The organism is Streptomyces himastatinicus ATCC 53653, from assembly GCF_000158915.1.
Lineage (GTDB): Bacteria > Actinomycetota > Actinomycetes > Streptomycetales > Streptomycetaceae > Streptomyces > Streptomyces himastatinicus.
In genome coordinates, this window is sequence record NZ_GG657754.1 from 4,388,179 (window position 1) to 4,397,818 (window position 9,640).

6 protein-coding genes are annotated in these 9,640 nt (G+C 72.5%); 4 read left to right on the forward strand and 2 right to left on the reverse strand.

Features of this window, described 5'->3' with window-relative positions:
• The 3 genes from SSOG_RS18105 to SSOG_RS18115 form a co-directional block, all read left to right on the forward strand.
• On the forward strand, window positions 1-1,453 hold a 1,453-nt coding region (locus SSOG_RS18105), incomplete at its 5' end, for a VWA domain-containing protein (RefSeq protein WP_039937994.1).
• The gene (locus tag SSOG_RS51110) at window positions 1,450-2,406 is read left to right on the forward strand and encodes a hypothetical protein (RefSeq protein ID WP_039937997.1); all 957 of its coding nucleotides are present in this window, start codon (window positions 1,450-1,452) and stop codon (window positions 2,404-2,406) included. The genes SSOG_RS18105 and SSOG_RS51110, both read left to right, overlap by 4 nt.
• On the forward strand, window positions 2,403-3,689 hold the full coding sequence (locus SSOG_RS18115; protein WP_063631573.1) for an ABC transporter substrate-binding protein: 1,287 nt from the start codon (window positions 2,403-2,405) through the stop codon (window positions 3,687-3,689). The genes SSOG_RS51110 and SSOG_RS18115 overlap by 4 nt, the downstream gene beginning before the upstream one ends.
• A gap of 10 nt (window positions 3,690-3,699) precedes the next feature.
• On the opposite strand, the gene SSOG_RS18120 is transcribed toward SSOG_RS18115, so the two are convergent.
• The gene (locus SSOG_RS18120; protein ID WP_039938000.1) at window positions 3,700-5,616 is read right to left on the reverse strand and encodes a hypothetical protein; all 1,917 of its coding nucleotides are present in this window, start codon (window positions 5,614-5,616) and stop codon (window positions 3,700-3,702) included.
• Window positions 5,617-5,801: 185 nt separating this feature from the next.
• A complete protein-coding gene (locus tag SSOG_RS18125; RefSeq protein WP_039938001.1) occupies window positions 5,802-8,720 on the reverse strand; it encodes a D-alanyl-D-alanine carboxypeptidase in 2,919 nt (972 codons plus the stop codon).
• 256 nt (window positions 8,721-8,976) lie between these two features.
• Between SSOG_RS18125 and SSOG_RS18130 the strand changes: the two genes are divergently transcribed.
• Window positions 8,977-9,640 (forward strand): GOLPH3/VPS74 family protein (locus SSOG_RS18130; RefSeq protein ID WP_009715699.1); only part of this gene is annotated, 664 nt, incomplete at its 3' end.

Below are 9,640 nucleotides of genomic sequence, written 5' to 3' on the forward strand. Positions count from 1 at the left end.
CGAGCCCGAGGGCGACGAGCCCTCCATCACGCTGCGCGTGCACCAGAACAAGTACCTCCCGGCCGCCGCGGGCCGCGCCGAGATGCACGCCGTCATCAGCGTCGAGACCCGGGGACTCGGCCCCGCCGCGGCCCGTACCGCCGCCTCCGAGGTCATCGTCATCGACTGCTCCGGGTCGATGAGCTGGCCCCCGACGAAGATCGCGGCGGCCCGCCGGGCGACCGCGACCGCCGTCGGCGTCCTGCGCGACGGCACCCACTTCGCGATCATCGAGGGCACCGAACAGGCCCAGGTCGTCTATCCGTTCGCGGGCGGTATGGCCGTCGCGGGCCCCGACACCCGGGCGGCCGCCGCCCGGGTCGCGGCCCGGCTGCCCGCCATCGGCGGCACGGCCATCGGCGCCTGGCTGGATCTCGCCCGGCGGCTCCACCTCGGCCGCCCCGCCGCGATCCGGCACACCCTGCTCCTCACCGACGGCCGCAACGAACACGACGCGGCCGGGTACCTGGACAAGGTGCTGGACGCCTGCGCCCCGCACTTCACCTGCGACGCGCGCGGCATCGGCGACGGCTGGGACGCCACCGAGCTGAAGGAGATCGTGCGCAGGCTGCACGGCCGCGCCGACGCGGTGCTGGACGACTCCGCGCTGGCCGCCGAGTTCGAGGAGATGACGCGCGCCTCCATGGCCAAGGCCCTGTCCGGGCTGCGGATCCGGGTCCGTACCCGGGCGGGCGGCCGGATCGCCTTCGTCAAGCAGGTGCACCCCACCCGGGCCGACCTCACCGACGAGGGCACCCGGCCCGACGCCCGCACCTGGGAGTGCCGCACCGACGCGTGGGGCGACGAGTCCCGCGAGTTCCATCTGTGCGTCCTCGCCGACCCCGACGGCGATCCGACGGGCGAGGACGTCGAACTGGCCGCCGTCGATGTCGTGCCGGACGTCGACCTCGCCCCGGACGGCGATACGGCCCTTCCGCTGCCCGTCGCGCCGCCCGCCCGGTCCGTGCTCGTCCAGTGGACCGACGACGTGCTGCTGTCCTCCCGCGTCGACCCCCGGCTGGCGCACTACGGGGCCGATGCCTCCCTCGGCCACGCCATCACCGCGGGCTGCGACGCGTACGAGGCGGGCGACCGCGAGGAGGCCAGGCGGCAGTGGGGTCAGGCCGTCCGGCTCGCGCACGGGCTGGGCAGCGCCAAGATGCTGGAGCGGCTGCGCGGACTGGTCCACATCGTCGACGCCGCCACCGGTGAGGTGCGGATCCGGGAGCCCATCCGGCCGCTGGACCTCAACTCGGCGATGATCGTGACCGAGGAGAGCGTCCGCTTCACCGCCCCGGTCGCGGCCCCCACCGGCCCGGACCGGCTCTGCCCGTCCTGCCGCCGCACCGCGCCCGCCACCGCCGCGTACTGCCAGAAGTGCGACACCCCGCTGAGCCCGGAGGGGGCCTTATGAGCGGGACCGAGCGGGGAAGAGCGGGCGGGACGCGGACGTTCCTCATCCGGCGGCTGACCGCGCTGCTCGTCCTCACGGCGGCGGCGGTGACCGCGCTGTTCGCCGCGTACTACGGCGTCAGCCGCAACTCCGCGGCGGTCAGCGAGCGGTCGACCCCGGCGATCCTCCAGGTGGCCGCCGCGACCGACGCTCTCCACGCCGCCAACGCCCGCGCCGAGCTGAGCCTCGACGGCCCCACCACGGACGTCGAGGGGCTCGGCGAGGACTACCGCAACGAACTGTCCACCGCCAACCAGAGCCTGGCCCAGGCCGTCAAGAGCACCACCGGCGGCAAGGCGGCCCGGCAGTCGCTGCTCACCATCGCCGGGCTGGTCTCCTCGTACAGCGACATCATCGAGCAGGCGTACGTGAACCGCGCCAACGAGGATCTGCGCAACGCCTATCTGGGCTACGCCACCGCCATGCTCACCCGGGACCACGACGGCGTCCTGGCCCGGCTGGGCACCGTGCAGGAAGGGCAGCAGCGGGTGCTGCGGGCGCAGACCTCGTTCGGCTGGCTGCTGGCGTTCGCCTGGTGGGTGCTGGTGCCCGCGCTGTTCGGCACCCTCGCTGTACTGCTGTGGCGCACCCAGCGCTATCTGCGGCGCCGCTTCCGCCGCCTGGTCAACCCATGGCTGGCCGCGGCGACCGCGCTGCTGCTCGCGGTGATCCCCCTGGCCTTCTTCACCCACCACACCCAGGGACGGCTGGACCAGGCCCGCGGCACCCTGCACCAGACGAACATCGGCTCCAACGGCGGCGAGACCACCGACAAGGTGGCCGACACCCTGCGGGACACCCGCTGGCGGGCCGGGGTCGTCGGCTGGATCCCGCTCGGCGGCGCGGTCCTCGCGGCGCTGATCCTGGTCGGGCTCCAGCCGCGCATCGACGAGTACCGGTTCCAGCCGCGATGAGCGCCCGGACCCGCTCCTTCAACGTGACCGCGGCCGTCCTCGGGCTGTGGCTGGTGGTGCTGTCCGCGGTCGGCGCGGGCGACACCGGAGGCCGCCAGTCGCGCGGCAGCGTCAGCGTGCTGGCCACCTGGACCGGCGACGAGGGCGCCGCCTTCCGCGATCTGCTCCAGTCGTTCACCGACGAGTCCGGGATCCGGGTCGACTACCAAGGCACCACCGCGCTGCGCGAGGTGCTGTCCTCGGAGGTGAAGGCGGGCACCCCGCCCGACATCGCCGTCCTGCCCAGCCCGGGCGAACTCGCCACCTACGCGGACGCCCTGGTCCCGCTGGAGAAGGTGCTCCCCAGGGACACGCTCGCCGCCTACGGACCGCTGTGGAAGCCCGCGCCGCGCGGGGACGGCGCGGTGTACGGCATCGCGGTCAAGGCCGACCTGAAGAGCATCGTCTGGTACGACGCGGCCCGTCACAAACGGCGTGAACTGCCCGCCCTCGCCGCCCGGGACGGCCAGTGGTGCGCCGGGATGGGCGGCGACGCGACCTCCGGCTGGCCGGGCACCGACTGGATCGAGGACATCCTGCTCCAGCAGCAGGGCAAGGCCGTCTACGAAGACTGGGCGACCGGCGCCCTGGCCTGGACGGACCCTCGGATCGGGCAGGCGTGGCGGACCTGGGGCTCCCTGTTCGGGAAGGGCGCGGCACGCACCGCGCTGCTCACCGACTTCCGGGACGCGGGCCGGAAGCTGTTCGCGGCGCGGCCCCCGTGCGCGCTGGAGCACCAGGGCTCGTTCATCCGCGGCGGCTACCCGCCGAAGGACCGCGCGCACGCCTCGTTCGCCTTCTCCACCGGGCTGATCCCCGGCGCCGACCGGGCCTCCACCGCCCGGGAGGTGTCCGCGGACTTCGCCGCGATGTTCCACGAAACCCCGCAGTCGCGCCGCCTCCTGGCGTACCTCACCTCGGCGAAGGTGCAGACGGCCTGGGCGGAGAACACCCCGTCCGGCCGCACCCGCCCGTTCTTCGCGAACGGCGACGTCCCCGTCACCGTCCAGCCCGACGACGTGGGCGAGAAGATCGCCAAGGCGCTCAAGAACTCCCGCTCGCTGTGCCTGGACGCCTCCGACGCCATGCCGACCCGGATGCGGCTGGCCTTCCAGCGCGCCGCCCTGGCCTACCTCAGCGAGGTGGCCAAGGGCCCGGACGCGCTGCTGACCAGCCTGGAGAAGGTCCGTACCGACCTGCACGACGAGCGCGGACGGCCCTGGCTGTCGACCGTCTGCGGATGATGCACCGGTCCTACGGGGCCATGTCCTTCGGGCAGGGCGTGCCGCGCGGCAGCTGGTACTTGCCCGCTATCCGGTACGTACCGGCGCGCGGCGCGTGCAGCACGGTCCACTCGTCCTCCGGCTGGCCCTCCACGGCGCCCTCGACCTGCTTGGTCAGACAGCCCTGGCGGTTGACCGGCAGCTCCTCGTGCGGGTCGGCCTTCGGCGCGTGGACGCTGCGCCCCTCGGAGTCGACCAGGCCCAGCCACGGCGAGTACGGGATGCGGATCAGGACCGGCCCGCGCTCCCGCACCTTCAGCACCAGCTGGTCGGCGCCCGCCCGCTGCACGGTGGCCGGGGGGTTCGCGAGCTGCGTCGGGTCCTTGACCTCGTACAGCTTCCAGTTGGCGTCCGACCACACCTGCCGCAGATACGGCAGCTTGGTGTCCTCCAGCAGCCGGGCCTCCTTCTCGGCCCCCTGGTCCGGGTTGTCGGCGGGCAGCACCACGAAGTGCACCGCCCAGCGCTTGAGCCACTCGTGATAGGTCGCGGGAGTGAGGGTGTTCTCGCCGTAGAAGATCGGGTTGCGGTCCAGGTCCCGCTGCCGGTTCCAGCCGCGCGCCAGGTTGACGTACGGGGCGAGCGCCGAGGACTCGCGGTGGCTGCGCACCGGCACCACCTCGACCCGGCCCCGGTCGGCGTCCTCCCGCTTCAGCCGGTCCACCAGCGGCGCCAGCTCACGGGCCCAGGACGCCGAGGGGGTGGTGTGGATGACGTCGTCGGCGGTCTTGACGACCTGCCACACCGTGATCGTCGCGAGCGACAGCACCAGCGCGAGCCACCGCTGTCCGGCCCGCGTGGTGCGCAGCTCGGCGCGGGCGGGCTTGATGCGGGGCTCGGTCAGCGCGGCGATCACCACCACACCGCCGAAGATCATGCCAAGCCGGGAGATGTTGGTGCCGATCTGGGAGGGGATCAGCCAGGTGAGCACCACACCGAACGAGTACAGCGCCGCGCCGACCCGCACCGTGCGCCACTCGGGCGGGGACAGCAGCCAGCCCGCGAGCCCGGCGGTCAGCGGCAGGATCACCGAGCCGATGGACATCGGCTGCTCACCGGAGAACGGGAACAGCCACGCGGACAGCCCGACCACCAGTGCCGGAGTGACGCCGAGCGCATACGCCGCCGGACGCCGATTGGTCAGCCACAGCGCGGCCGCCACGATCCCCACGAACAGGCCCGCCACCGGGCTGGCCATGGTCGCCACCGCGGACAGCAGGGCGGCCAGCAGGAACCGCCCGGTCCGGTGGTGCCAGTGCCGGGACCGCCACCGCACCGGCCACGCGAAGATGACCGCCACCGCGCCGAGCCCGAACATCGCGCCGAGCCCGAACGTCACCCGGCCCGAGGTCGCGTTGCAGACCAGCGCGAACGTGCCGTACAGGGCGGGCAGCATCGGCCGCGCCACCGAGCGGCTGCGGACCAGCAGCAGGGCGAGCAGCCCCGCGGACAGCGTCCCGGCGACGATCATGGTCGATCGGACGCCGAGGACCGCCATCAGATAGGGCGAGATGACGCTGTACGACACCGGGTGCATCCCGCCGTACCAGGCCAGGTTGTACGCCGAGTCGGGGTGCTGGAGGGCGAATTCCGCCCAGGCGTCCTGCGCGGCCAGGTCGCCGCCGCTGTTCGCGAGCAGCGCCACCCACAGCAGGTGCAGCACCGCGGCGGCGGCCAGCGCGGCGGGCACCGGACGGCGCAGCGCGGCCCAGGCGCGGTGGAACACTCCCGCCCGGACGGCCTCACCTCCGGGGGCCGCCTCCGGCGCGCGCTCGTCCCGCGCGTCCTGCTCGGCGAGTCGGCGCTGCGCGGGCAGGCGTATTCGCGCCGCGGTGCTCTCCTCCGAGCTCCCGTTCTTATCGGCCCGTGTCGGATCCACGGTGGTCACTGTGGCTCTCCCCGTCTCCCCCGAGGTCTGCCCCTGTTCATCTCTTCAACCCTGTTCCGGTTCCCCACGGTTCGCCTTGGTCTGGGCGAGTCAGGGTCGGGGACATCCTGCGACGCTAGCACGCGAGGCGGTTCGTCAGCGGCTGCGGGCACCGGCGCGGCTCCCCGCGCCGGTGCCCGTCCGGGTCAGGAGATACGGGTCAGCTTCGCGCCGAAGGACGGCTCGGACAAGTCGTTTTGCAGCGCCACCGGCGCCTTGACCCGACCGGGCCCGCTGCCCACGGTCACCTCGCCGACGACGGTTCCCGCCTTCGCCGTGTGCGGAATGGTTTTGCCGCCGTCACCGATCTTGATGTCGACGTTCAGCCCCGCCCAGCCGACCGCCTTCAGGTCCTTGGTGGCCACGACCGGAGTCGTACCACCGAGACCGTCGTCCACCTGGCCGACGACATCGCCCTTCTTGATGACCGTCGCCGAGGTGAGGGCGTCCTGCGCCGCGGTGATCAGCTTGTAGCTCTCCGTCTGCGCCAGCTGGAGGCTGGCGTCCAGCGTAGTGGGCGCGCGCTGTTCGAGCACGACGCCGAGGATCCGCTGCTTCTTGCCGTCGATCGTCCGCACCGCGCCCCACATCAGCGCACCGCCGGCCGGGGTCGACGAACCGGTCTTGATACCGATGACGCCGGGCTTCACCAGCAGATTGTTGTTGTTGTAGATCTTGCCGTCGAGACCGGGGATCTGCGTGTTGGGCGTCGCCACGACCTCGCGGAACGCCTCGGACTGCATCGCCGCCTTCGCCAGCTTGAGCTGGTCGGACGCGGTGGACTTGGTGGTCTCCTTCAGCCCGCTGGGGTCCGTGTACGTGGTGTTCTTCATCCCCAGGCTCTTGGCCGCGTCGTTCATCTTCTTGGTGAACGCGTCCAGCGACCCCGCGTCCCAGCGGGCCAGCAGGCGGGCGATGTTGTTGCTGGAGTTGATCAGCAGCAGCTGGAGGAGCTGGTGCTGGGTGAAGCTCTGGCCCTCCTTGACCGACGCCCGCGACTCGTCGGCCGACCCCGACTCCTCGGCCGCCGTCGCGTCGATCTCGATGCGCGGGCCCTCCGCACCGGCCTTCAGCGGATGGTCCTTGAGCACCACGTAAGCCGTCATCACCTTGGTGACACTGGCGATGGGCACCGCCTTCTGCGCCCCCGACGTGCCCAGGCTGCCCACGCCCTCGACCTCGGCCGCGGACTGGCCCTCGCCGGACCACGGCATGGCCAGCTTCTCGCCCTTGAACGCGTACGACGCGTCGGCCGTCAGCTTCAGCTCCGGCTCCGGCAGCGGCCGCACCGCCTGGGCGACCCCCAGGAGCACCACGAGCAGGATGACCAGCGGCGTCCAGATCTTGACCCGCCGCACCGCGGTCCGGATCGGCGTCTCGGGCTTCGGCGGCCTGTTCGTCAGCTCCGCCAGCAGATCCAGCGGCGCGGGCTGCTTCCCGTCCGGCGTCTGCGGCGGCAGCGGCTGCTGCTTGGTGCGCTCGGTCTCCGGCAGCTCGCCCGGCTTCGCCGGTGCCTTGGCCTTCTCGGGTTCCTTCGCCGGTGCCTTCGCCTGCGCGGGGGCGGGGTCGTCGGTGGAACGCAGCGGTACGAACTTGCTGGTGCGCTCGTTCTCGCCCTCGGGCCGCTTGGTGCCCTTGCCGCCCTTGTCCGCGTCGCTCGGGAGCGCCTTGATCGCGGTGGTGGGCTGGTCGACGCCCTTCTTCTTCTCCGGGAGCACGCCGAACGCGGAGGTGGGCCGGTCGACCAGCTTTCCGTCCTCGTCCACCTTGGGCGCGCGGAAGACGGCGGTCTTCTGGTCGACGGACCGCCCGGACGGCTTGTCGTCGCCCTCGCCGCCGTCGTCATCGGCCCCCGCCCACGCGGGACGCCGCCCACCGGAACGCTTGTCGTCACCGGACGCGCCCGAGTCGTCCTTGCCGCCGGACGCGGCATCGCCGTCACGGTCGGCGTCCGGGTCCGACTTCGGCGTACGGAACGCCGCGGTCTTCCGGTCGACCGGCCCGTCCGACGACGCATCGTCGGACGCAGCGTCGCCCTTGGCGGCCGACTCGGCATCCTCGCCCTCGGCGTCGGCGGCAGCCGTCTCCGCACGGGACGCACCCGAACCCTTGGCGGCCGACGCACCCGCGTCATCGTTGCCGCCGGAGTCGGCGTCCTCACCGAGCGCTTCGCCCTTGGCGGCCGACTCGGCGTCCTCGCCGTCGACGTCGGCGGCAGCCGTCTCCGTACGAGACGCACCCGCACCCTTGCCGCCGGACGCGGCCGAGTCGCCCTTCACTCCGGACGCGGCATCGTCGTCGGACTCGGCGTCCGACGTCGCCTCGTCGTCGGACGCGGCCTTGGCGCGATCCTCATCGCCGTCGGCGTCAGGGGCTACGTCCGCCGTACGGAACACCGCGGTCTTCCGATCGACCGCCCCGTCCGACGACACGTCGTCCGAAGCAGCGTCACCCTCGGCACCCGCCGCACCCTTGCCGCCGGAGTCGGCGTCCTCACCGAGCGCGTCATCCTTGGCGGCCGAGTCGGCGTCCTCGCCGTCCTCCTCGCCCTCGGCGGCAGCCGTCTCCGTACGGGACGCACCCGCACCCTTGCCGCCGGACGCGGCCTCCGCGTCGTCGCCGCCCTCGGCTTCCCCATCCGCGTCCGGTTCGTCGGACGCGACCCAGGCCGCGACGGCCTCCCGCAGGCGGGAGTCGCTTCCTTCCGGCTTGTCGGTCTCACCGGCTCCGCCGGACGCCGCCTTCGACGAGGGCGCCTCGTCGGTGGGGCGGACCGGCAGCCCCGACTCGGTCTCCGCGCCCTCCGGCTCCGCCGATTCGCTTTCGCGAACGCCAGACGCGCCGTCGTCACCACCGGCTTCCGGAGATTCCGATTCCGCTTCCGCCGAGGCCGTCTCGGACTCGTCGGGAGTCGGCTCGGACGCGTCCTCGGCCACGGCGACCGCCGCATGCCCGCCGTCGGCCTCCCCCTCACGGAAGGCCGTGAGCCGCGGATCGCGTGCTCCCCTAGCCGTCTCCCCCGACGACTTCTGCTGATCCGACTTGCCGGGGGACTCGCCCGCCACCGATGCCTCCTCGATACGTCACACGGGACGCCGGGCGTCTCCTGACGCCGCGTCCCGCATTACAACCATCATCCAGTGTCCTGTGTGTCCGGCGTGCGGTCGTGCAACACCGCCGCCGGAGAGCGCCTCAGGGTGATCGCTCATCTGCTAGACGAGAAAGACATACCTACCGGTTCCCACCCAAATCCCCCAGGCACTCTCGACAGACCAATGTGGCAGGGGTCACCCTGTCATTCATCCACGCGGGGAGGCATGGATGGGCAGGAGCCGCAGAACAATTCCGGAGGAGCTTCTGCTGCTGGCCCTGGACCCGACCACGGGTACCACGGCGCAGCCGCAGTCGCTCGACCTCGGTCTTGCCGGGGCACAGCTAGTAGAGCTGGCCTTGGCCGGACGGATAGCCCCTGACGGGGATCGTATCGCCGTGGTGCTGCCACGGCCGACAGGAGATCCAACTCTGGACTCCGCACTGGAACTGCTGCGCCGTCGCGGCAGTCCGGTTCGGGCTGTCCACTGGATCGGCGGGCCCCGGCTGGGGCTGCGCCAGACGTATCTCACGCACCTGGAGCGGTGCGGCATGGTGCATGCCGTGGCGGGCCAGATGTGCGGGGTACTGCCGACGACTCGCTACCAGGCGACGGACACGGCGATCAGCCGGGAGATCAGGAACCGGCTGGACAGTGCGATCCGCACCGGCGTACCGCCGGACCCGCGGACCGCCGCGCTCGCCGCCCTGGCCCATGCGGTCGGGCTCGGCAAGCACTTGTATCCCGGGAACGAGGGGCGCTCCTCGCGCTCCAGGCTCCGGGATCTGATCAGGCACGACCCGATGGGTGGCCTGGTGGCGCACGCCGTGATGGACGTGCAGAACGGTGTCGCGGCGCAGCCACGGCGCGCACCGGCGCCGGGCCGACCGCCGG

Excerpts from the sequence above, each read along its gene's own strand:
- SSOG_RS51110 (WP_039937997.1), top strand. The coding sequence starts at position 1,450 with ATGAGCGGGACCGAGCGGGGAAGAGCGGGCGGGACGCGGACGTTCCTC.
- SSOG_RS18115 (WP_063631573.1), top strand. The coding sequence starts at position 2,403 with ATGAGCGCCCGGACCCGCTCCTTCAACGTGACCGCGGCCGTCCTCGGG.